Genomic DNA, 22,539 nt, shown 5'->3' on the forward strand with positions numbered 1-22,539 from the left:
ATAGGATTTATCATGCAAAAAATTGTATTAGCAACTGGAAACGCGGGCAAAGTACGCGAGCTCGCAAGCTTGCTGGCTGATTTCGGTTTAGATGTTGTGGCCCAGACCGAGCTGGGTGTGGATTCTGCTGAGGAAACGGGGCTGACCTTCATTGAGAATGCGATTCTGAAAGCACGCCACGCCGCGCAAATCACAGGACTCCCTGCGATTGCCGATGACTCTGGACTTGCTGTTGATGTGCTGGGTGGGGCTCCGGGGATTTATTCTGCGCGTTATGCGGGTGAAGAGGCGAGCGATCGTCAAAATCTCGAGAAACTGCTGGATGCGCTGAAAGATGTGCCTGCAGATCAACGCCAAGCTAAGTTCCACTGTGTGCTGGTTTACTTACGCCATGCAGAAGACCCAACGCCGCTGGTGTGTCATGGGAGCTGGGCGGGTGAAATCAGCTTCGCGCCATCAGGCGACGGTGGTTTTGGTTACGATCCTATTTTCCACGTGCCTGAACTGGGCTGTTCTGCTGCGCAACTGACTAAAGAGCAGAAAATTGCGGTTTCGCATCGTGGGCAGGCATTGAAGCTGTTGCTGGAAGCCATGCGTAATGCTTAAGCTTCCCCCGCTCAGTCTCTATATTCACATCCCGTGGTGTGTGCAGAAATGCCCATACTGCGATTTCAATTCTCATGCTCAAAAAGGAGATATCCCGTCTACGGAATATGTCGACCATCTGTTGGCCGATTTGGACGCTGACGTGGCATTCACTTCTGGGCGTGAAATTGGCACCATCTTTATTGGTGGTGGAACTCCAAGTTTGTTGAGCGCAGAAGGTATGCAGCGCTTGATGGATGGTGTGCGTGCGCGTTTGCCTTTGGCACCAAATGCCGAGGTGACCATGGAGGCGAATCCGGGAACGGTTGAGGCCGATCGCTTCAGCGCCTACCAAAGAGCCGGCATCAATCGTATATCCATCGGTGTGCAAAGCTTTAGCGCGGAGAAGTTAACACGGTTAGGCCGCATACATGGGCCAGAAGAAGCTAAGCGAGCGGCACATCTGGCGCAAGGATTAGGGCTACGCAGTTTTAATCTTGATCTGATGCATGGTTTACCCGATCAGTCGCTGGATGAAGCGCTGGATGATTTACGGCAGGCTATTGAGCTTAATCCTCCACACCTATCATGGTATCAACTGACGATTGAGCCAAATACGCTATTTGGTTCGCGTCCTCCAAAATTGCCAGATGATGACGCGCTGTGGGATATTTTCCAGCGAGGTGACGAACTGCTGCGTGCTGCAGGATATCAGCAGTATGAAACGTCGGCCTATGCCAAACCCGGTTACCAGTGTCATCACAATCTGAATTATTGGCGTTTTGGCGACTATCTTGGCATTGGCTGTGGCGCTCATGGCAAGATTACGTTTGAGGATGGCCGTATTCTACGTACCGCGAAAACGCGTCATCCGCGTGGATATATGCAGGGGCGCTATCTGGATAAGCAGCATGAAGTGGGAAATGACGATCGTCCGTTCGAATTCTTTATGAACCGCTTTAGATTGCTTGAACCAACGCCGCGCGCGGAATTCCAGCTGTATACCGGACTTGGTGAAGCGGTTATTCGTGCTCAGCTCGACGAAGCGCTGTCACAGAATTATATAGTAGAAACCGATGAATATTGGCAAATCACCGAGCACGGCAAGCTGTTTTTAAACTCGCTGTTGGAGCTATTTTTATAGAGCAGCTGTTTTTGTAGAGCAGATTGTCGCGTTATCGATTCTGTGAGTTCCCCCATCGAGCCCTTACCGGGATTAGATGGGGGATATCAGAATCAACGCTGACGTAAGCCTAAATCAATCGGGGTTTTACTCGGCTCACCGCCGATTTCTCGCGTAAGTTTCGGCACCATATAGCCAGAAACCTTTGTCATCAACTCTCGCATAATCACGCGTGCCTCATCGTCAGACACCATGAAATGTGCTGCGCCCTGAACTTTATCGAGCACATGCAGGTAATAAGGCATAATTCCTGCGTCAAACAGCGCGTTGCTGAGCGCCGCAAGCGTATCCGCATTATCATTCACGCCGCGCAGTAGTACACCCTGATTAAGCAACGTTACACCCGCATGTTTTAGCCTCGTCATGGCATCGCACAATTCGCGATCGATTTCGTTGGCATGATTAATGTGCGTGACAAGTAGGATCTGAAGATGTGACTGCGAGAAGCGTTTTGTCAGTGTTTCGGTAATGCGTGCAGGGATGACGACTGGCAAACGACTGTGGATACGCAAGCGTTTGATGTGGGGAATCGCTTCGATTTCGTCGAGTAACCAAGCTAGCTCGTGGTCTTTTGCCATCAAAGGGTCGCCACCGGAAAAAATTATTTCATCCAGTTCTGGCTGTTGGCGAATATAATCTAGTGCCTGCCGCCAGTTAGCCTTATTGCCCTGATTATCTTGATAGGGAAAGTGACGGCGGAAGCAATAACGGCAGTTAACCGCACAGCCGCCTTTGACCAATAGCAGGGCTCGGTTAATATACTTGTGCAGCAGTCCCGGCACGGCAATGGCATCATCTTGCTCCTCCAGTGGGTCGGTCGAATAGCCTGGCGTTGTAATAAATTCGCTGGCGGAAGTCATGACCTGAAGTAGGAGAGGATCGTTGGGGTCGCCCTTTTTCATGCGTCGCGCAAAGGCGTAAGGAACGCGCAGGGCGAAAAGACGCCGCGCATCGTGGCCTTTTTGCCATTCAGGGCTGTCGGAAAGTGCTAAATATTCAAGCAATTCTGCCGGTTCAGTAATAACATCGGCAAGTTGTTGCAGCCAATCTTCTCTAGACTGCGTATTTTGAGTTACAATATGTGCCATTTTTTTGGCTAAGCTACCAGTTATAAATAATTCAGAGGGCCTTTATGGCGACTTATTCTAGCAACGATTTCCGTCCCGGTCTTAAAATCATGTTCGAAGGCGAGCCTTATGCTGTAGAAAGCAGTGAGTTCGTTAAACCAGGTAAAGGCCAAGCCTTTGCTCGCGTGAAAATGCGTCGCCTGCTGACCGGCACCCGTGTTGAAAAAACCTTTAAATCTACTGACTCCGCAGAAGGCGCGGACGTTGTCGATCTGAACCTGACTTACCTGTACAACGACGGTGAGTTCTATCATTTCATGAACAACGAAACCTTCGAGCAGCTGGCTGCCGATGAGAAAGCGATTGGCGATAATGCTAAATGGCTTCTGGATCAGGCTGAGTGCATTGTTACTCTGTGGAATGGCCGTCCAATTCAGGTTACTCCTCCAAACTTCGTAGAGCTGGAAATCGTTGATACCGATCCAGGTCTGAAAGGCGATACCGCGGGTACCGGCGGTAAGCCTGCAACCCTGAGCACTGGCGCAGTGGTTAAAGTTCCATTGTTCGTACAGATCGGCGAAGTGATCAAAGTTGACACCCGCTCTGGCGAATACGTTTCTCGCGTTAAGTAATTGCGAAAACGGCTAATTTGCTTTAAAAAACCGCGTATGACGCGGTTTTTTTTTGCCTGAAAGGCTCGTTTGAGGAACGGTAATAAGCATGATGAAGAAAATAATTATGTTGGCTTTGATGGTGGTGGCGTTCGCAGCGCTCAGCGGCTGCAATACCGCGCGCGGTTTTGGTGAGGATGTACAACATCTTGGTGGCGCGATTTCTCGTGTAGCCAGCTAATCAATTAAGATAAATGATGAATTTTTCTCCCGTGCTGGATTTCTTGTCTATGCTTAAAAGGCATTATTTTTAAAATCGCAGATAAGGAAAATAGCAATGATTAAGAAAAGCATCGCATTAGTATGTTCTCTGTTAGTTCTTGCCGCTCTGGCTGGCTGTAATACCACTCGTGGTGCCGGTGAAGACGTTGAAGCGGGTGGTCAGGCAATTCAGCGCGCTGCGCAATAGTTCTCTTTGCCATTCCGATAAGGGCGTTGTCGTGCAGTCTGCGCCCTGATCCTATCAGTCTTAACTTTTATGCAAAAACATCGTATCCTAATTCCGCTTTACCATTCCAAAAACTACGCAGGACGACCTGTGTACGTATCATAATTCGGGGACGACCCCATCGTTGTGGATAAATCGCATGTCTTGGATCATTCTGATGGTCGCTGGCCTCTTAGAAGTTGTCTGGGCCATCGGCCTAAAATATACCCATGGTTTTTCTCGTCTAACGCCCAGCATTATTACTATCGCTGCAATGATAGTGAGTATGCTGTTATTGGCGCATGCGATGAAAACACTGCCAGCAGGTACAGCCTATGCTGTGTGGACCGGTATTGGCGCGGTGGGGGCGGCCATTATGGGTATCGTATTGTTGGGCGAATCAGCCAGTCTGCCACGCATCCTCAGCCTGTGCCTGATCGTGATTGGCATTCTTGGTCTGAAGTTTAGCAGTCACTAATCGGCAACTGTGATGGTCATAGCTCGCCTCTAGCGAGGCGAGTTCATATCGATAGGGGATTGATTTACCCAAATCAGATCCTGTGTTTTAAATCCATATTTCTGTGCCGTTGCTAATAACCGTTGTTTCACCGCATCATCTAGCGTTGGCGTGCGTGAAAGTATCCACAGGTAATTTTTATTGGGGCCACAAATCAACGCATAGCGATACTGTTTATCAAGTTCGATGACGTTATAGCCGCCGTAGAATGGGCCGAAGAAGGAAACCTTAAGCGAGGCAATGTTTGGCGTTTGAGTGAAATAGGCCTTACCGATGCTCTCTTTCCACTGCTTTTTCTCAACGTCGTATCCGCGATTAACCACTTTGACTCCGCCATCGCTACGCATGCTGTAGTGCGCTGTGACGTGGTCTAATCCTTTCTCGAAAGGGTGGTTTAAGCGGGCAATTTCGTACCAGTGACCTAGATATTCTGGCAGTTGAAAATCGCTGATAACGGTGACGTCAGACGGGGGTTTAGTGCTGCAGCCTACGGAAAGCAGAGCGGTAACAATGGCGGCAAAACGTGACCAACGGGACATAAACGCTCCTTTTCAAATGGATACCGTTTAAGTGTAGACCCGATAGAGGCAATCTCACCAATAAAAAAGCCTCCTATAAGGAGGCTTTCATAGTACGTTGTAGTGGCAACTTACAGCGTGAATACGCCGATCAGCGCAACAACGCTTAAGATCGCAGCCAAACCGTAGAATACCCATTTACCTGCTGGTACATGGATTTTCAGGTCATGCATCATGTGATGCAAACGGTGCAAGCCACACCACAGTGGCAGAATGATCATCAACAGCCAGAAAATACGGCCGATGAATGTCTGACTGAAGTTCAGTGCGCGTTCGAAGGTCAGCGCGTCAGGGAACCAGCCTAGAGGCAGCATGATGCCAACAATCAGGATAACTACAGGCGCAACGATTGCACCCCACATACCGCCTGCACCAAATAGCCCCCAGAAAACCGGCTCGTCAGAACGTTTGTATACTTTATTATTCACAATGTTCTCCTTTACGGTTATAGCAGGGTAACGGCCAAAATGACCACGGTTACGATGATGGTCACTACCCACAGGGCTTTGATCACCGGACCTGGGCCCATTTTCGAGTCACCAACCACGATATTGGCCGCTTTGGGTGCAAGTTCAAACCAGGTTTTGGTATGAAGTGCTGCCAGTAGCAGAGAGATGATGTTCAGGATCAGCACCAGTGGATTCTGCAAGAAGGCCACAAAGCTTTCCCAACCAGCAGCGCCATCTTTCATGGAAAAAATCCCATAAATCAGCACGATGCTGAACCATACGTTGCCGAGAGCTGAGCTCTCACGCAGCATATAGAACTTGTAGAAACCCAGCTTCTGCCACCAGTTTGCCTGCATACCGCGCACATAAGGTTTGCGTTTAGTTGAAGTCGTCATTGATTCATCCTCCCTTATTGCGGTTTCAGCATCGCGATCATGAAGTCTTTCGCACTTTCAACTTTACCCTGCTGGATAGCAGCGGCTGGGTCGACGTGTTTCGGACAAACTTCTGAGCAGTAACCGACGAATGTACATGTCCAAACACCGTTATCGGAGTTCAGTACAGGCATACGCTCTTTCTGCCCGTGATCGCGGGTGTCCAGATTGTAACGGTGTGCCAGAGTGATAGCGGCTGGGCCGATGAACTCAGGATTCAGACCAAACTGTGGGCAGGCTGCATAGCACAGACCACAGTTAATGCAGCCGGAGAACTGATGGTATTTTTCCATCTGAGCTGGAGTCTGCAGGTTGGTGCCGTCTTCTGGTTTGCGGTTGTTGCCGATGATGTAAGGCTTAATCGCTTCTAAGCTTTCGATAAAGTGGGTCATATCGACCACTAAATCACGCTCGATCGGGAAGTTGCCCAATGCTTCAACGCGCATACCGGTTGGGTAGTCACGCAGGAAGGTTTTACAAGCCAGCTTAGGCACGCGGTCAACCATCATGCCGCAAGAGCCGCAGATTGCCATACGGCAAGACCAGCGGTAAGACAGGTCGGCAGCCAGATTATCTTTGATGTAGCCTAACGCATCCAGCAGGGAAGTCGTTTCGTCATACGGGACGTCATACGTCACGAAATGCGGTTCGGCATCCTGTTCTGGGTTATAGCGCATGACTTCCATTTTCAAGATTTTCATCTCAGCCATTCGCTTGCTCCTTATTCTTTGCATCCTGAGCGTCTGCTTCAGCACCGTAAACACGTTTTGCTGGTTGCAGCTTGGTAATTTTCACATCGCTGTATTCAATTCGTGGGGCAAGGCCGTCAGCGCTTTTGAAGGTCAGAGTGTGTTTCAGGAAGTTAACGTCATCACGTTCGGTGCAACCTTCATCCAGACGCTGGTGTGCGCCACGAGATTCTTTACGGTTGATTGCCGAGTGAGCCATACATTCAGCAACGTTCAGGCCGTGACCCAGTTCGATGGTGTACAGCAGATCGGTGTTAAAGACGCTTGAGTTATCAGTGATTTTGACGCGTTTGAAACGTTCTTTCAGTTCGGCCAATTTATCAACGGTTTTCTGCATCAGCTCAGTGGTACGGTAGATACCACAGCCTTCTTCCATTGACATGCCCATCTCGTCACGGATTTTCGCCCAGCTTTCAGTACCTTCCTGATTAGCCAGCGCGTGTAGACGTGCTTCAACGTCTTTAGCCTGTGCATCGAGCGCACTGCCGTTAGCCGGAGTGGCTTCCTGCGAACGCTGAACTGCGTGTTCGCCCGCAACGCGGCCAAATACCACCAGCTCTGCCAGAGAGTTAGAGCCCAAACGGTTTGCACCGTGCAGACCAACAGAAGAACATTCACCTACGGCGAACAGACCCTGAATACGCGTTTCGCAGTTTTGGTTGGTTTCGATACCACCCATGGTGTAGTGAGCGGTAGGGCGCACTGGGATGGGCTCTTTAACTGGGTCAACGCCAACGTAAGCTTTCGACAGCTCACAGATGAACGGCAGACGCTCCAACAGTTTTTTCTCACCCAAATGACGCAGATCCAGATAAACAACGTCGCCGCGCGGAGTAGAAATTGTGCGGCCTGCACGCCATTCGTGCCAGAAGGCTTGCGAAACTTTGTCGCGTGGACCCAATTCCATGTATTTATTTTTTGGTTCGCCCAGTGGCGTCTCAGGACCCATTCCGTAGTCCTGCAGATAGCGGTAGCCATCTTTGTTGACCAGAATACCACCTTCACCACGGCAGCCTTCGGTCATCAGGATACCTGAGCCTGGCAAGCCAGTTGGGTGGTACTGAACAAATTCCATATCACGTAAAGGAACACCGTGATCCAACGCCATGCCCATACCGTCACCGGTCACGATGCCGCCGTTCGTGTTATAGCGATAGACACGGCCAGCGCCGCCAGTTGCCATAACGACCGCGTTGGCGCGGATCTGAACTAATGTACCTTCCATCATATTCATCGCGACTAGGCCGCGCGCTTTGCCTTCGTCGACCAGAATGTCGAGAACGAAGTGCTCATCAAAGCGTTGAATCTGTGGATATTTTAAAGAGGTTTGGAAAAGAGTGTGCAGCATATGGAAGCCGGTTTTATCCGCGGCGAACCAAGTACGCTCAATCTTCATGCCGCCGAAACGACGCACGTTGACGGAGCCATCTGGTTTACGGCTCCAAGGGCAACCCCATTGCTCAAGTTGAGCCATTTCGCGAGGGCAATTATGGACGAAATGATCGACCACATCCTGTTCGCAAAGCCAGTCACCACCGGCAACGGTATCGTTGAAGTGGTAATCAAAAGAGTCGTGAGCCTGAGTAACGGCTGCTGATCCACCTTCTGCGGCCACGGTGTGACTACGCATTGGGTATACTTTAGAGATAAGCGCGATCTTCAGTTGAGGGTTGGCTTCCGCTGCTGCAATTGCTGCACGTAAACCAGCACCCCCTGCCCCGACGATGGCAAGGTCTGCGTTAAAGGTTTGCACTGCATTCCTCCGGGTGATCAATTGTCAATATCAATTAAAATGAATAACCATTCCAAATGTCGTACTACAGAGAGGTTTAGCAGAGTTTCTGACATTTGTTCTCTTTAATACGCACAGGGAATGGCTAAGATTTATAAATTCGAGTGATGAAAGTATACCTAATACGAAGTAGTGGAAACTTGATGTGATCGATTGTTTTGCTGTTTTTCCCTACTGACTGTAGTACAAAAACGTGATCTCAACGCTATTTTTCCCTGAGTCAGTGGTTTTTATGTATTTTATGTTCTTTTTATCCAATAAAGAGCAGTTAATAGTTTGGCATTGAAGTTATTAGCTCACTAACCGAGCGCTATTTGTTTGCCTGCGGCGATACGAGTAGACTGCACATCCTGTTTTATAGCGGAGTAATTATCATGAGCGAAACGGCAAGCTGGCAGCCTAGTGCTCCAATCGCCAATTTGTTGAAGCGCGCGACAATAATGTCCACCATCCGTCGATTCTTTTCAGACCGCGGTGTTTTGGAAGTTGATACGCCAGCGATGAGTCAAGCAACGGTAACGGATATTCATCTTGTTCCATTCCAAACTCATTTTGTGGGGCCTGGGGCGGCACAGGGTATGACGCTGTACATGATGACGAGCCCGGAATATCACATGAAGCGCCTGCTGGCTGCCGGTAGTGGCCCTATTTATCAGTTGGGAAAAAGCTTCCGTAATGAGGAGTCTGGCCGTCACCACAATCCAGAGTTCAGCATGTTGGAGTGGTATCGCCCACACTACGATATGTATCGTTTGATGAATGAAGTGGACGATCTTCTACAACAGGTATTGGAATGTGATAGCGCAGAAACGCTTTCCTACCAACAGGCGTTTATTCGTCATCTGGATGTCGATCCGCTGTCTGCCGACAAAATCCAACTGCGTGAAGTGGCAGCAAAGCTCGATCTGAGTAACGTAGCCGATCAGGAAGAAGATCGTGATACGCTGCTGCAACTGCTATTCACCTTCGGCGTGGAACCGAATATTGGCCGTGATAAGCCAACGTTTGTTTATCATTTTCCAGCGTCTCAGGCCTCTTTAGCGCAAATCAGTACTGAAGATCATCGTGTCGCCGAGCGCTTTGAGGTGTATTACAAAGGCATTGAGCTGGCCAATGGTTTCCATGAGCTCACCGATGCTCGCGAACAGCGTATGCGTTTCGAGCAAGACAATCGTAAACGTGCTGCACTGGGCTTGCCACAGCATCCTCTGGATGAAAACCTGCTGGCTGCATTGGAGCATGGTTTACCCGATTGTTCTGGTGTCGCGTTGGGCGTAGATCGTTTGATTATGCTGGCGCTGAAGGCCGAGCGATTGAGTGAGGTGATAGCGTTTCCGGTGGATAGGGCGTAGGTCATTTTTGGCTGAGCGCCGCCGCCTTGTATCTAGAATCTTTTATGTGATAGCAGTGAAAGATTTCGTCCGCCCGTGATCATATGCGTTTCCATGAAACCGCTGGCATAGGCGTTCGAGAAGAGGTTGCCAGCGCGCAACCTCTTCACTCTCGCGCTTTTTACCGAGTCGTTTGGCCGACTGTTCTCGGAGCGCACGTCCTATGGGCCCTTAATCTGCCACCAGCATCCCTGCTGGCGGAGTTTGGGGCGCCCTGGATAGGCGAACGAAACCTTACACCTTCATGACATATACGACAGACGGAATTTCTGGATAATCGAGCCATAAAAAACTATAACCCTCCAGTCGTAAACGTTCTTCTCATACTGTTACGTGACTGCCGCAACGTATCGGTACTGACTTGGAACGGTGGGAATGGCAGTTTGAGATCGTGCTGCTGGAAGCCAGCCAAGATCAACTGATGGATCTCGTGGCGCAGTGGCATACGGTGCGCCATTTCAGCGGCGTAAATACGCAGCTCGAAAATTTGGATTCCTTGCTGTATATCCACAAGATAAGCTTCTGGCGCAGGCGTATCGAGTACCAACGAGCATTTTGATGCCGCCTCAAGTAAAACATCAGTCACTTCTTGGCTATTGGCGCTCGCTTCGGCAGGAACGGTGAGCACCACGCGGGTTACTGCATCGCTTAACGACCAGTTAATGAACTGCTCGGTGATAAACGCCTTGTTCGGTACGATGATCTCTTTACGGTCCCAATCCGAAATCGTTGTCGCACGCGTATTGATCTTGGTCACTGAGCCGGTGAGATCGCGGATGGTCACCGTATCGCCAATACGGATCGGCTTTTCAAACAGAATGATCAAGCCAGAGGCAAAGTTAGCGACGATCTCCTGCAAGCCGAAGCCCAAGCCTAGGGTCAGCGCGGCGACGAGCCATTGTAATTTGGCCCATTCAATTCCCAGCATAGAGAAACCAATCAGACCACCAAACAGCAACAGCAGATATTTGGTGATAGTGGTAATGGCGTATCCGGTACCTGGAGTTAAATCTAGGTGTTGCAGTAGGCCGAGTTCCAACAGCGCGGGCAGATTTTTAACCAACTGTACGGTAACAATCATTACCAGTATGGCAATAAGCACAGCGCCTAAGGTGATAGGCTGGATGCTTTCCACCCCTTTTGCCGAAGACGTCACATCCCATAGGCTAATGTTTTCTAGAAATGCAAAAGCAGAATGCAATTCAGACCACAGCCAGATGAGTGACACTAACGCCACCATGGTCAGAATTGAACGGACTAAGCGCAGAGACTGTGCGCTGATGGCATCAAGATCGACGACGGGTTCTTCAATATCCTGACTGCCTTCCACGCTGTGCGGCGTGGACTCCTCTTCGCCTTTAGTTCGTTTTTCAAGACGCTCTGCACGGCGCTGTTTGGCGCGTTCGAAAGCGATGCGGCGACGCTGAATCAGCATCCAACGGCGAATGATGTAGTACACCACGAGCAAAATAAACCATATCGCAACCGAGCTCTCTAAGCGGGCTAATAAAATCTGTGCGGTGTTGAAATAGCCAAACAGTGAGGCAAAAGCGGCGACTAACGGAGCACAGAGTAAAATCCACCACAGTGCGTGGTTGATCAGATTCTCACCGTCGCCCTGCTTATTCAGATAGAGCGGAATACCTGCTCGTTTCAGGCTAGTGGTTAGCAGGCTGAGAGCCACGCAGAGCATGATAAAACAGGCTCGCCCTAGCGATCCGGCAAAGGCTCGATCGTCCATATTGTCAAAAGTGACCAAGGCCATCAGTAGCGGCACGATCAACCAGATAGACATTCGGTAGTAACGCATTGCGCGCTTAACCTGCTGTTCTTCCCAACGGAAGTGGGCAATGAACAATCCGTTTGGATGGGCGAATGCAGCGCTGATCATAAATGCCCACAGCACGGGGAGTGCGGCGGTTACGCCATCACCGATTGCCACAGCCATTGGATAAGGCCATGCATTTTGCAGTCCATAACCTAAGGCTGCCCAGAGAACAGGGAGCGGTAATGCGACCAGTATCGACCAGAAAACGGTGCGCAGAGTGAGCGAAATGTGGTCTTGGGTGACTTTGCCTACCTTGCTGCTCGCACGTTCCATGAATGCCTGATAGTGGCGGCGAGAATAGAAGCTAAAACCCACCAGCAGCAGGGCACCAAACAGCGGTAACAGGGTTTCCTTAGAGGTCAGCATCATCAAAAACGCTTTGCTGAGCTGCGATAGGGTATCAAGCGACAATAGCCGATTCAGGCTCTGAATTACGTCTAACGGCGCGGCAACGCTAAGAGGATCGACGTCAGCCGCCCAGAAGAGATAGCGGTGGGTTGCATCCTTGATCTCTGTGAGCGCATCGATGAGCTGCGTGTTGGCAACTTTAAGCTTGGTCAGCTCTAAGATTTGTGAATCGCAGCCAGAGAGAAGCGAGTTGAGCAATTCGCGCTGGGTGGTGAGCTGTGGCTGTAGCAGGCGTTGCTGCGCAGCGGTTAAAGGCTTACCGTCGTTTTGCTTATAGTCGGCAACGGGTTCGATTTTGTTGAGTAGGTTTTCAAAGTGCAGTCGCTGTACACGCAGTTTTGCCATGTCACCGTCAAGTTGCTGAGGTTTAGGCATATCTGGCAGACGAGCGACCTGCGCACGTAGCGTTTCACCCAATGCGGTTGAAACTCCTAGCCACTGAGCCTGTTCACGGATGGTGCTGAGCGCCTGACGAACCTGAATCGTTTGTGTTGCAGCGATACGTTGCTGGCTGGCAATGTCATCCATGCGAGCCGCTTGTTGATTCAAAGCGCGCGATAGTTCTTGGTTTATTTTTAGTTGTTCAGCGATAGATCGCGGGAGATCACCGCTTTGTTCTACCAGTTGCTGAGTGCGTTCCAGTGCCTGTTCTGCTTCACGTTGACGCTGAGAGTTGAGGGTGTTGCGTAAATCTTGCAGCTGAAGATCGAGCCGCTCGTGGCGCTTGCGTAATACATCGGCTTGCAGACGTGCGAGCTCTTGACGATTGTTCGCTGAAAGCTGCTCAAGTTCTAATTCATCTACCAGCGCCTTACGTGCGGCTACTTCGGCCTGTAGTTGATTAGATTGAGCCTGCGATAGCGGGGTGCTGGTGGTGGTCAGATTTTGTAACCGACGTTCTGCTTCGGTTAAGTCTTTACGGGCCGTTGCCTGCTTTTGTGGAACCTGACCGAGTGAGTCACTGATTTCACGTGATCGATCCAACTCTTGCTGTAACTGTCGAGAAACTTCCAGCAGTTGGCTGCTAATTTGCAGAATTTGCTGCTCCGCTTCATTGGCCGGTATGGCGGATGCTGGCAGTGGCGGCGTACTTTCATCGCTAAGCTGTTGGCGCAGTTCACGCGTCAGCTTAGGGAAGTCGCTGATGGACTTTTGGTATTGTTGGGTGCGCTGCGCTGATTCTTTACTTTCGTTGAGCCAATTGAGGGCGCTCTGTAGCGTCTCAACAATTTCAGCCTGATTTGGGGCGTTTTTGTTGTTCTCGGCCTGTTTTAATTCTTGGGCGAGCTGTTTTTCATTCAGCGCTGCGTTCGCGCCGAGCGGAAGGGATAACATCAGTAACCCGGTTATCAACAATTTGGTAATCAGGCGCATAGCTCTTCCTTCCTTTTGGCGAACGTTTCTCTGATTAACCCTTTTGAAAAAAGAGTTAAAGACGGGAAAGATGGCAAGTACTGATAATTCAGTAGCTTGCCACTAAAGCGTTTTACTCGGCGGCAGGTGTTTCCGGCTGCACTTTGGGTTCTACTTCCGACTCTTCCTGCATGATCACTGATTCAGTTGGCACCGCAGTTACGCTATGCGCAAACTCAGCGCCCATCAGGGTATTAGAACCGCTGGTAAGCGTTGGCGTGAACTGGACACGGTTAGCTGCAAACAGGTTGATCACCGTGGACCCCAGTTTAAAGCGACCCATTTCTTCACCTTTTTTCAGGGCTACAGCACCTTCGCCAGCGGTTGGGTAAGTCCAACGCTGAATGATACCTTCGCGGGTCACGTTAACGGTTCCAGACCATACGGTTTCGATACTGCCGACGATCGTTGCACCGACCAAAATCTGTGCCATAGGGCCAAAATCGGTATCGAAAATACAGATCAGGCGCTCGTTACGAGCAAACAGATTAGGAACGTTAGCCGCCGTAAGCGGATTAACGGAAAAGAGATCGCCGGGCACGTAAATCATTTCACGCAGTACACCATCGCATGGCATATGAACGCGGTGATAATCACGTGGCGACAGATAGGTGGTCGCAAACTGGCCATCTTTGAACTCTTCGGCTAGCAGGTAGTTACCTGCTAAAAGTGCCTCAAGGGAGTAGTCATGGCCTTTCGCCTGCAAAATTTTACCTTGTTCAATTTTGCCTAACTGACTAATTGCGCCATCGGCTGGCAATACTAAGCCGTCAGCGTGATCGGCAACTGGGCGCACACCATTACGCAGCGGGCGAACAAAGAATTCGTTAAATGTTTTGTAGTGCTCAGGGTTTGGATAGAGCGCTTCTTTCATATTTACTTTGTAATAGGCGACAAAGGCTTTGATGACCGCCTGAGTTAGCCAGCCGGCCTGTTTGTTCGCGCCCCAACCAGCGAGACGAGTTAAGCCCTGCTTAGGCAGTAAATATTGAAGTTTAATTTTAATGCTATCGAGCACGTTAGCCTCTTCCAATAGGTCAGTGTTCGGGCGGCTCATGAAAAAAGTATGCGCCGTCGAAATACATTCTCAAAAATTGGTTTGCTTTTTAACATTTCGCATATGGTTTTTCCACCTTATAAAAAACGGTGGATAACCTACTACTAAAGCAAAACCGTGACGTTTTTGTGGTGACTCAAGTCACATAGAAACCGCGCCAGATGGGCGCGGTTGGCTATCGATAAATTAAAAATTCATCAATACACGCTAGTCTTCGTTAAAGAAATTTTTACGCGTTTTTACCTGAGACATACTTTCCAGAATGCGGTGATAATTATCAAAGCGTTCTTCAGCAATCTCTCCCTTCTCGGCCGCTTCACGTAGTGCACAGCCCGGATCGTTGTCGTGTTTGCAATCGCGGAATTTACAGCCGCCCAGATATTTGCGGAACTCGATGAAACCCAACGTAACCTGTTCTGGATCGAGATGCCATAGTCCAAATTCTCGAATTCCAGGCGAGTCAATAATATCGCCGCCCTGTGGGAAGTGATACAGGCGTGCAGCCGTTGTCGTGTGCTGGCCTAAACCCGAGTTATCTGACACCGCGCCAACGAGAATTGGATTGAGCTCAGGTAGAAGGGCGTTTAGCAAGCTGGATTTACCCACGCCGGATTGGCCAGCAAAAATACTGATTCGGTCGGTAAGCGCATCCTGTAATTCGACGATGCCTTCCTGAGTTTGGCTTGAAACCATCAGCACGCGATAGCCAATATGGCGATAGATATCCATCGCCTCTTCGACAAACTCACGTCCTGCTTCATCAAGCAGGTCGATTTTATTGAGCACGATTAAGGGCTCAATTTCTAGGGTTTCGCAGGCCACCAGATAGCGGTCAATGATGTTCAGAGACAGCTCGGGCAAAATAGCCGAAACAATCACGATTTGGTCAATGTTGGCCGCGATAGGCTTTAAGCCGTCATAAAAATCAGGGCGAGTTAGCATCGACGTGCGTTCATGCACGGCTTCAACAATGCCTTTTACGCCAGGTTGAGCACCAGAACGCCACACAACGCGGTCGCCAGTGACCAGTGAACGGATAGTTCGACGGATGTTGCAGCGATGCTGAGTGCCATCGGTGGCTTCAACGTCGGCATGTTTGCCGAATCGGCTGACAACGATCCCTTCTTGTGGCTCGCCAAACAGGGAGTCATCCAGTTCTGGTTTATTATCAGTTTTGGTCAGGCGACGCTGATGGTTTGCCTGAACCCGTCGTTGTTGGCCTTTCGATAGTTTGTTTTTACTCACTGCGCCTCACTCATTTGTTTGAACGAACTCGACGTTAGTCTGAAGCTACGCCGCTTTGGGTAAGCATTCAAACCTATACCCGTCATACTTCAAGTTGCATGTGCGTTACCGCTTTCCTGCCACTTGAATCATTTAGGGTGTACATCAAAAACGAATCTGCAATTGACGACCATCGCTCGTTGTCGCCAAAAAGACTATGATACACGCTATTGATGAATAAGAAGAGCCGAGGCCGAAATGAGTGGAAGTGAAACGAATTTAATCTGGATCGATTTGGAAATGACGGGGCTAAACCCTGAAGTCGATCGCATCATTGAAATCGCAACGCTAGTGACCGATGCCAATTTGAATATTCTGGCCGAGGGGCCGGTTATTGCGGTACATCAATCGGATGAACAGCTTGCGTTGATGGATGAATGGAACGTTCGTACTCACACTGGCAGCGGTTTGGTGGAACGCGTCAAAGCCAGTACTTTTGATGAAGCGACTGCTGCGCAAAAAACCATTGAGTTCTTGCAGCAGTGGGTTCCTGCGGGTGTCTCTCCCATTTGTGGTAACAGTGTTGGCCAAGATCGTCGTTTTCTATTCCGCTATATGCCTGAGTTAGAACAGTACTTTCACTATCGTTATCTCGACGTCAGCACCTTGAAAGAGCTGGCGCGCCGCTGGAAGCCGGAAATCCTCGCTGGCTTCAAAAAGCAGGGAACTCATCAGGCGCTGGATGACATTCGCGAATCTGTCGCTGAACTTGCTTATTACCGTGAGCATTTTATTCAGCTTTAAACCATGAAGTATCGGGGGTGGTAGCGAAGTCTAATGGCTTGCTTTCACCTCGGTATTTTCACCAGCATTTAAGGAATTGTTGTTTTTTATCCGGATGTTGGCGATAATTCGCCCTCATTGCCGCTTTTATCGGCAAACGAACGAAAATTAAAAATTTTTCTGGTTAGGGGCTTGCAGGGGAAAGAATTTCTCGTATAATGCGCTCCCCGTACCGATACGGATTTACGAGTTCTTCGAATATCGTTTTATCCAGCGTGAAAACGAAAAGTTTGGTACGAAAAGCACGACAATGCGGGAATAGCTCAGTTGGTAGAGCACGACCTTGCCAAGGTCGGGGTCGCGAGTTCGAGTCTCGTTTCCCGCTCCAAATTTAGAAGGTCGCTCTTGCGGCTGAATGAAAAAAGCAGCACCGATACCAAGTTGCGGGAATAGCTCAGTTGGTAGAGCACGACCTTGCCAAGGTCGGGGTCGCGAGTTCGAGTCTCGTTTCCCGCTCCAATTTCAAACGCCGTTATTACTGACCCAGTAGTAAGGTGTCGATGTTAAAAGCATCATATGCGGGAATAGCTCAGTTGGTAGAGCACGACCTTGCCAAGGTCGGGGTCGCGAGTTCGAGTCTCGTTTCCCGCTCCAATTTTCTTCTAAAAAAATTCTCAATTCAGAAACGCCTTTCTTAGGGCATTTTCTTATTTGTCACAGACTGAATAAATTTCATGAACAGAGTTATCCACAGGTCAACCTGTGAATCTTTGTCGTACCTTCCTAGAACCAGAACAAGACCATTAAACCAACTGATTGATTTTAAATAATTAATTTAAAGTTAAAAATGCAGTATGGATCACTTGCACTTTGTCTTGCCGTTGAATATCCAAATAATTTTATTTTTATACACAGGGAAGGGTGACAAAATTTAACGCTGAGAATTTCACGTTTATCAGTGGGTCATGCGTCTCTTGGTAGACCTTTTTCTACTGCCCTTATCAGACGCTTCTGCTGGCTAGTCTGGATTTCAATGGCGTTTTCCCCACGTTTTTCCAACTGCTGTTTCACCGCCCATACGATATGTTCATCTAAAACGTCAGACATCCCTAAACGAGATTCAAGTAGTGGGATGATTTGCGCTTCGTAAGGGGCATTGCCTAATGCCACACTGATGTTACGTAACCAGCGTAAATGTCCAATACGACGAATGGCCGAGCCCTCGGTAATTTTCAGAAAGGTAGGCTCGTCCCACTGGAATAGCTCGATGAGCTTCGGGGTATGTAATTTTTGTCGTGGGCTGAAATCGTCTTCATTGGTTAGCTGAGAGAAACGGTTCCAAGGGCAGATCATTTGGCAGTCATCGCACCCATAGATCCTGTTGCCCATGAGCGGGCGAAATTCTTCCGGTATGGCGCTTTCCAATTCAATGGTGAGATAAGATATGCAGCGGCGCGCATCTACCACGTAAGGTTCGACGATAGCTCCCGTCGGGCATGTCGTCATGCAGGCAACGCAACGGCCACACTGTTCTTCCAGAGGCTTATCGACTGGTAGAGGAAGATCGATTAGCAACTCGCCCAAAAAGAACCATGAACCGGCTTCCTGATTTAAAATTAGTGAGTGCTTGCCAACCCAACCGATTCCCGCCTTTGCGGCCAATGGGCGTTCTAATATCGGTGCTGAGTCGACAAATGGGCGAAAGTTTATGTCTATGCCTTCACAATATTCTTGGATCATCTCCCCCAGTCGCTTAAGGCGATTACGCAGCAATTTGTGGTAATCACGCCCCAACGCATAACGACTAATGTAGCCTAACTGCGGGTTTTTTAAGGTTTTAGCAAAGAAAGCATGAGCGGGTAAGTAGTTCATGCGCACGCTTATTACGCGCAGTGTTCCGGGCTGTAGCTCATGAGGGCGCGCGCGCATCATGCCATGACGCTCCATCCAAGCCATTTCTCCGTGGTACTGCTTATCGAGCCATGCTTTTAGGCGTGGTTCCTCCACAGACAAGTCTGTGTCGCAAATCCCAACCTGCTGGAATCCTAGCGATTGCCCCCATTGCTTGATATGTTGGGCTAACTGATTGAGATCGAGGGGGTGTGTCATGACGGGCCATTATCGGAAACAGTTCAGTTCCAGTTTATCATACTCTGCTTATCCTGCGGATAGCGTCCGTCGCCTTGAGCAGCGTGCGGTATCTGAGCTGGGGCTTTCTTTGTATCAGCTAATGGAACGTGCTGGTTACGCCGCTTTTCAGCGAGCACGACAATATTTTCCGACAACGCGGCGCTGGTTGGTGTTATGTGGTCATGGTAATAACGGCGGCGACGGTTATGTCGTTGCGCGCTTAGCCCGACAGTCTGGCATTCAGGTTACGCTTATTGCGGTTGAACATTCGAAAGCATTACCGTATGAAGCACAGCAGGCTCAGGATGCATGGGTGGGTGCTGGAGGGCAGATCTTCGGTTCTACGTCTGATTTTCCTGAGGATGCTGACCTTATTATTGATGGCTTATTAGGTATTGGATTAAATGCGGCGCCGCGGGAGCCTTATGCCTCTCTAATTTTGTCCGCCAATGCGCACCCAGCGCCAATTCTGGCGCTAGATATTCCCTCTGGCTTAAATGCGGATACAGGACAGGCTGCTGGTGCGGTAATCCATGCGCAACACACGCAGACCTTTATTGTCTGTAAGCCAGGGTTGCTCACGGGGCAAGCCCGTGATTATGTTGGTAAACTGCATTGTGATGCGCTGGGATTGTCAGATTGGCTCGAAAAACAGAATGCGCCGATTGCGCGGCTAGATGCTAGCTTGCTGAATACGTGGCTACATCCACGACGTCCTTGTTCGCACAAAGGCGATAATGGTCGACTCGTTTTGATCGGCGGCGATCGCGGTATGGCGGGGGCTATACGTATGGCCGGAGAAGCCGCGTTGCGTAGCGGTGCTGGATTGGTGCGAGTACTCACTCACATTGAGCATGTATCACCTTTATTAACTGCGCGTCCTGAAATGATGGTGCAGGAGCTCACTGACGAGTCTGTTAACGCCGCATTGGATTGGGCTGATGTGATCGTCATTGGTCCTGGTTTGGGGCAGTCGGAGTGGGCTCTTGATGCAGTCAAGGCGCTGCAGCGTTTTGATAAACCGATGCTGTGGGATGCTGATGCACTTAATCTTTTAGCGAAATCTCCGAATGTAAACCCTCTGCGAGTGCTAACTCCGCATCCCGGAGAAGCTGCTCGCCTGCTGAATTGTAGCGTGGCCGATATTGAGCTAGACAGAGTGAAGGCAGCCACCCGTATTCAGCAAAAAATGGGTGGTGTTGTCGTTCTAAAAGGTGCTGGAACGCTGATGGTCAGCGAGAATAAGGTCTCCATTGCCGATGTTGGCAACCCAGGAATGGGAACCGGTGGGATGGGCGACGTTTTGTCTGGTATTATCGGAGGTTTGCTGGCACAAAAGCTTCCGCTGTATGATGCAGCCTGCGCAGGTTGTGTGGTGCATGGTGCTGCTGCCGATGAAATTGCGAAAGCATTTGGCGAGCGAGGTCTACTGGCGACGGATCTGTTTGTTGCTATCAGACGATATGTGAATCCTGATTGGGCTTGAAAGGCCAAATTCCAGCCAGCCTCGAATTGTTATTGACGTACACTGATCCTAAAGAAAAACCTTAATAAAGAACCAGTAAGAAATAACTATTATGAAAAACATCGTACTTTCTCTGCCGGATGAAACGGCAACCATCGCATTGGGTACTTCACTGGCTGCAGCTTGTGATAGTGCGACCGTTATTTACTTATATGGTGATCTAGGTGCAGGTAAAACCACCTTTAGCCGAGGTTTTTTGCAGGCGTTAGGCCACAAGGGTAACGTTAAGAGCCCAACGTACACGTTGGTCGAGCCTTATGCACTCACGCCAATGAACGTTTACCATTTTGATCTTTATCGCTTGGCCGATCCGGAAGAACTCGAATTTATGGGGATCCGCGACTATTTTGATGAGAACGCGATTTGCTTAGTGGAATGGCCACAGCAGGGCGAAGGTTTTTTACCCAAACCCGATCTTAGCCTGCATATTTCCTATCAGGGTGAAGGCCGCGAAGCCACGATTGACGCACACACGCCGCATGGTGAGTTGATTTTGACACGATTGAACGGGCAACAAGGGTAGTCGATGATGCGCATGTGGAAGCGAATCTGTACGGTAACGTGGTTAGGAATGGTGGGACTGCTGCTTTCTGGTGTGGTTAATTCGGCGCAGCTCACAAATATTCAGGTTTCGAATGGAAAAAATGAAGCGCGCGTAACGCTGAGTTTCAACGGACAACCCACTTACACTTATTCTTCTCAGCCTAGCTCAAATAGGGTGTTGGTGAATATCACTGAAACCAAGAAAATCACCAGTGGGTTGCCCATGACTTTCAGCGGTGAGAATATGCTGAGCCGCATTCGTGCGGGTAATGTCTCCGGCGATAACACCGTTCAGTTAATTTTTGATGTGACACGCAAAACGAAAGTGAGCGCGTCTAATCAGGGGCAAATCGTTGTCTTTACGCTGCAATATGATGCACCGGTGGCTGCACCTAAACCGGTCTTTACTCAGCCGCGTACCTCCACTTCTCATAGCGCTGCGCGTAGTGCTCCTGCGACAACGTCCAGTACAAAAGGCGCTAACCCGTTTAATCCAACTAAACCGACCGTAGTGACTACGACAGAAACACCGGCGGTACCGGTTTCACGCCGTAATACACGCTATGATGGTTCCAAAATTGTGGTTGCCATCGATGCTGGCCATGGTGGACAAGATCCGGGAGCCATTGGCGGTAACGGGCTGCGTGAAAAGAATGTCACGTTGGCGATTGCCAAGCGCTTGCAAAACTTAATGGATGCCGACCCGATATTTCAACCGGTTCTAACCCGTACCGGAGACTATTTTATCTCGGTGATGGGACGTTCTGACGTCGCGCGTAAGCAGCAGGCTAACCTGCTAATTTCTATCCATGCGGATGCAGCACCAAACCGAAGTGCGACCGGATCGTCGGTTTGGGTATTGTCGAACCGTCGTGCAAATAGCGAAATGGCGGGCTGGCTAGAGCAGCATGAAAAACAGTCTGAATTGCTTGGCGGTGCGGGGGATGTGTTAGCTAATAGCGGCGATGATAAATATTTGAGTCAGGCGGTTCTTGATTTGCAGTTTGGTCACTCACAGCGAGTGGGCTATGACGTGGCGGTACAGGTTATTCGCCAAATGCAGTCAATTGGTAACCTACATAAACGCCGCCCTGAGCATGCCAGCTTGGGAGTTTTGCGCTCCCCGGATATTCCTTCACTTTTGGTTGAAACTGGGTTTATCAGTAATGCCGGTGAAGAACGCTTGTTAGGCAGCGCCGCCTATCAGGAGAAAATCGCGCAGGCTATCTATAAGGGGGTGCGAAACTATTTCGTAACGCATCCATTGCAAAACGGCCCAAAGGTCGAAAACCGGCCGCAGAGATTAGTGTCGGCCGGTAGCTCCAACCCAGTAACAGAGCCTCAGCGTGTTGTCAGTAATAACCGTACGTCGAATAGCAGCACCAGCGCTGGAGCAACGCAAATTCACGTGGTGAAACGCGGTGAGACGTTGCTAGGTATTGCAAACCGCTATGGCACCACAATGACCAAGTTGATGCAGCAGAATAGCCTGAAGAAAGAGGGCGTTTGGGTTGGTCAGAAGTTAAAAGTACCGGCAGGTAGCAACATTGCCGCTACGGCGACGTCAACGGCAAAAAGCAAGACCGCGAGCAGCAAGCCAAAACGTGTTACACATACGGTCAAGCGCGGCGATACCTTAACCAAGATAGCCGCGAGTTATGGGGTTAGTATGAGTAAAATACAGCAGGCGAATAAAATGAAATCCGGCGAAGTTCAGATTGGGCAAACGTTGGTGATCCCGCAGGCTTAAACTCGACTTGATCCTGTACTTTGTTATTTAGGTTC

21 protein-coding genes and 3 tRNA genes are annotated in these 22,539 nt (G+C 49.7%); 14 read left to right on the top strand and 10 right to left on the bottom strand.

Features of this window, described 5'->3' with window-relative positions; genetic code table 11:
• Nucleotides 1-12: 12 nt before the first annotated feature.
• Nucleotides 13-606: an RdgB/HAM1 family non-canonical purine NTP pyrophosphatase gene (rdgB, locus tag K9N75_RS02440; RefSeq protein WP_008814830.1), complete on the top strand. Its 594-nt coding sequence runs from the start codon at nt 13-15 to the stop codon at nt 604-606.
• Nucleotides 599-1,729 carry a radical SAM family heme chaperone HemW gene (hemW, locus tag K9N75_RS02445; protein ID WP_008814831.1) on the top strand — a complete coding sequence of 377 codons (1,131 nt, stop codon included), beginning with the start codon at nt 599-601 and terminating at the stop codon, nt 1,727-1,729. The genes rdgB and hemW overlap by 8 nt, the downstream gene beginning before the upstream one ends.
• Nucleotides 1,730-1,821: 92 nt before the next feature.
• Here hemW and epmB read toward each other — a convergent pair whose 3' ends face one another.
• Nucleotides 1,822-2,856 (bottom strand): EF-P beta-lysylation protein EpmB, encoded by a 1,035-nt coding sequence (epmB, locus tag K9N75_RS02450; RefSeq protein ID WP_096080024.1) that lies wholly within the window; start codon nt 2,854-2,856, stop codon nt 1,822-1,824.
• Between the two features lie 44 nt (nt 2,857-2,900).
• On the opposite strand from epmB, the gene efp reads away from it, so the two are divergent.
• From efp to sugE, 4 genes are all read left to right on the top strand, one after another.
• A complete protein-coding gene (gene efp / locus K9N75_RS02455) occupies nt 2,901-3,467 on the top strand; it encodes an elongation factor P (protein WP_004093570.1) in 567 nt (188 codons plus the stop codon).
• An 88-nt stretch (nt 3,468-3,555) separates the two neighbouring features.
• Nucleotides 3,556-3,687 carry an entericidin A/B family lipoprotein gene (locus K9N75_RS02460; protein ID WP_008814833.1) on the top strand — a complete coding sequence of 44 codons (132 nt, stop codon included), beginning with the start codon at nt 3,556-3,558 and terminating at the stop codon, nt 3,685-3,687.
• Between the two features lie 96 nt (nt 3,688-3,783).
• A complete protein-coding gene (locus K9N75_RS02465; protein WP_008814834.1) occupies nt 3,784-3,915 on the top strand; it encodes an entericidin A/B family lipoprotein in 132 nt (43 codons plus the stop codon).
• A gap of 178 nt (nt 3,916-4,093) precedes the next feature.
• Nucleotides 4,094-4,411: a quaternary ammonium compound efflux SMR transporter SugE gene (gene sugE / locus K9N75_RS02470; RefSeq protein ID WP_004093577.1), complete on the top strand. Its 318-nt coding sequence runs from the start codon at nt 4,094-4,096 to the stop codon at nt 4,409-4,411.
• Nucleotides 4,412-4,440: 29 nt separating this feature from the next.
• On the opposite strand, the gene blc is transcribed toward sugE, so the two are convergent.
• The 5 genes from blc to frdA all read right to left on the bottom strand — a co-directional run bounded on the left by blc (nt 4,441) and on the right by frdA (nt 8,413).
• Entirely contained in the window at nt 4,441-4,989 is a 549-nt protein-coding gene (gene blc / locus K9N75_RS02475; RefSeq protein ID WP_175320120.1) for an outer membrane lipoprotein Blc, read from the bottom strand.
• 110 nt (nt 4,990-5,099) lie between these two features.
• Nucleotides 5,100-5,456, bottom strand: a complete 357-nt coding sequence (frdD, locus tag K9N75_RS02480; protein WP_130954379.1) for a fumarate reductase subunit FrdD — start codon at nt 5,454-5,456, stop codon at nt 5,100-5,102.
• A 17-nt stretch (nt 5,457-5,473) separates the two neighbouring features.
• Nucleotides 5,474-5,872: a fumarate reductase subunit FrdC gene (gene frdC / locus K9N75_RS02485; protein ID WP_008814836.1), complete on the bottom strand. Its 399-nt coding sequence runs from the start codon at nt 5,870-5,872 to the stop codon at nt 5,474-5,476.
• A 14-nt stretch (nt 5,873-5,886) separates the two neighbouring features.
• The gene (locus tag K9N75_RS02490; protein ID WP_004093586.1) at nt 5,887-6,621 is read right to left on the bottom strand and encodes a succinate dehydrogenase/fumarate reductase iron-sulfur subunit; all 735 of its coding nucleotides are present in this window, start codon (nt 6,619-6,621) and stop codon (nt 5,887-5,889) included.
• Nucleotides 6,614-8,413 carry a fumarate reductase (quinol) flavoprotein subunit gene (gene frdA / locus K9N75_RS02495; protein ID WP_004093588.1) on the bottom strand — a complete coding sequence of 600 codons (1,800 nt, stop codon included), beginning with the start codon at nt 8,411-8,413 and terminating at the stop codon, nt 6,614-6,616. Before frdA ends, K9N75_RS02490 begins: the two co-directional genes overlap by 8 nt.
• Nucleotides 8,414-8,826: 413 nt before the next feature.
• Here frdA and epmA point away from each other — a divergent pair, with 413 nt between their 5' ends.
• Nucleotides 8,827-9,804, top strand: a complete 978-nt coding sequence (gene epmA / locus K9N75_RS02500; protein ID WP_008814837.1) for an elongation factor P--(R)-beta-lysine ligase — start codon at nt 8,827-8,829, stop codon at nt 9,802-9,804.
• 331 nt (nt 9,805-10,135) lie between these two features.
• On the opposite strand, the gene mscM is transcribed toward epmA, so the two are convergent.
• The 3 genes from mscM to rsgA all read right to left on the bottom strand — a co-directional run bounded on the left by mscM (nt 10,136) and on the right by rsgA (nt 15,794).
• Nucleotides 10,136-13,453, bottom strand: a complete 3,318-nt coding sequence (gene mscM / locus K9N75_RS02505; protein ID WP_039187840.1) for a miniconductance mechanosensitive channel MscM — start codon at nt 13,451-13,453, stop codon at nt 10,136-10,138.
• Between the two features lie 112 nt (nt 13,454-13,565).
• On the bottom strand, nt 13,566-14,510 hold the full coding sequence (gene asd / locus K9N75_RS02510) for an archaetidylserine decarboxylase (RefSeq protein ID WP_224452583.1): 945 nt from the start codon (nt 14,508-14,510) through the stop codon (nt 13,566-13,568).
• 246 nt (nt 14,511-14,756) lie between these two features.
• Nucleotides 14,757-15,794, bottom strand: coding sequence for a small ribosomal subunit biogenesis GTPase RsgA (gene rsgA, locus K9N75_RS02515; RefSeq protein WP_224452198.1), 1,038 nt, complete (start codon nt 15,792-15,794; stop codon nt 14,757-14,759).
• Nucleotides 15,795-16,031: 237 nt separating this feature from the next.
• On the opposite strand from rsgA, the gene orn reads away from it, so the two are divergent.
• From orn to K9N75_RS02535, 4 genes are all read left to right on the top strand, one after another.
• A complete protein-coding gene (gene orn / locus K9N75_RS02520; RefSeq protein ID WP_008814841.1) occupies nt 16,032-16,577 on the top strand; it encodes an oligoribonuclease in 546 nt (181 codons plus the stop codon).
• A 291-nt stretch (nt 16,578-16,868) separates the two neighbouring features.
• A tRNA-Gly gene (locus K9N75_RS02525) sits at nt 16,869-16,944 on the top strand.
• 55 nt (nt 16,945-16,999) lie between these two features.
• Nucleotides 17,000-17,075 (top strand) — tRNA-Gly (locus K9N75_RS02530).
• 59 nt (nt 17,076-17,134) lie between these two features.
• Nucleotides 17,135-17,210: transfer RNA gene (locus K9N75_RS02535), tRNA-Gly, on the top strand.
• A 309-nt stretch (nt 17,211-17,519) separates the two neighbouring features.
• Here the strand turns inward: K9N75_RS02535 and queG are convergent.
• A complete protein-coding gene (gene queG, locus K9N75_RS02540; protein WP_061059262.1) occupies nt 17,520-18,665 on the bottom strand; it encodes a tRNA epoxyqueuosine(34) reductase QueG in 1,146 nt (381 codons plus the stop codon).
• Here queG and nnr point away from each other — a divergent pair.
• The 3 genes from nnr (at nt 18,664) to amiB (ending at nt 22,504) form a co-directional block, all read left to right on the top strand.
• The gene (nnr, locus tag K9N75_RS02545; protein WP_130962075.1) at nt 18,664-20,172 is read left to right on the top strand and encodes a bifunctional ADP-dependent NAD(P)H-hydrate dehydratase/NAD(P)H-hydrate epimerase; all 1,509 of its coding nucleotides are present in this window, start codon (nt 18,664-18,666) and stop codon (nt 20,170-20,172) included. The two genes, queG and nnr, sit on opposite strands and share 2 nt — an antisense overlap.
• A 91-nt stretch (nt 20,173-20,263) precedes the next feature.
• A complete protein-coding gene (gene tsaE / locus K9N75_RS02550) occupies nt 20,264-20,734 on the top strand; it encodes a tRNA (adenosine(37)-N6)-threonylcarbamoyltransferase complex ATPase subunit type 1 TsaE (RefSeq protein ID WP_130995712.1) in 471 nt (156 codons plus the stop codon).
• 3 nt (nt 20,735-20,737) lie between these two features.
• Nucleotides 20,738-22,504, top strand: a complete 1,767-nt coding sequence (gene amiB, locus K9N75_RS02555) for an N-acetylmuramoyl-L-alanine amidase AmiB (RefSeq protein WP_096080019.1) — start codon at nt 20,738-20,740, stop codon at nt 22,502-22,504.
• The last annotated feature ends 35 nt before the right edge of the window (nt 22,505-22,539 follow it).

It is taken from the genome of Hafnia paralvei (assembly GCF_020150375.1).
In the GTDB taxonomy this organism is placed as follows: domain Bacteria; phylum Pseudomonadota; class Gammaproteobacteria; order Enterobacterales; family Enterobacteriaceae; genus Hafnia; species Hafnia paralvei.